This window comes from Oleiphilus sp. HI0067, from assembly GCF_001635735.1.
The window spans coordinates 1-703 of record NZ_LWFI01000366.1 but is presented as its reverse complement, the minus strand read 5'-3'; the positions used below and the strand labels follow the sequence as shown (position 1 = coordinate 703).

The following is a 703-nucleotide window of genomic DNA, read 5'->3' as shown; positions in this document are numbered from 1 at the left end:
GGGCGTTTAAATTCAGTTGAAGAGTTTGAAAATATTATCTTGCGCTCAAATGAAGACGGTTCATCCGTTTACATGCGAGATGTATCCTCCGTTGAACTCGGTGCATCGAGCTATGTCTCAGAGGGTCTTTATAACGCTGCGCCTGCTGCGTTGCTCGCAGTTTATCGGGCACCTGGTGCAAATGCGCTTGAAATTAAAGAAGGTGTTCAAAATGTTCTTGATAACTTAAGTTCACGTTTCCCTGAGGGCATTGAGGCTACTATCCCTTATGACACTACCACTTTTATCGTAAGCTCTATCGATGAGGTATTCGATACGCTGTACGAAGCAATCTTTCTCGTTTTAGTCGTTGTATTTTTGTTCTTACAAAATTGGCGCGCTGTCGTTATTCCTATGGTCGCTATACCTGTATCTTTGATTGGTACTTTTGCAGTGATGCTTTATATGGGGTTTTCGATCAATACCATTAGTTTGTTTGGAATGATTTTGGCAGTTGGGATTGTGGTCGATGATGCGATTATCGTGGTCGAGAATGTAGAACGACATCTGCATGATGGATTGTCTCCTGTTGATGCGACGGTTTTGTCGATGAAAGAAGTGACTGGGCCAATTATCGCTACCACTCTTGTATTGATGGCAGTCTTTATCCCGGTTTCACTCATGCCGGGTATTTCTGGACAAATGTACAATCAGTTTGCGATCA

Annotated in this window: 1 protein-coding gene; it reads left to right on the top strand. The window is 42.8% G+C overall.

The window, feature by feature from the left end; all coding sequences use genetic code 11:
- Positions 1-703: efflux RND transporter permease subunit (locus A3739_RS04385; RefSeq protein ID WP_197472044.1), on the top strand; the 703-nt coding region annotated here is incomplete at both ends.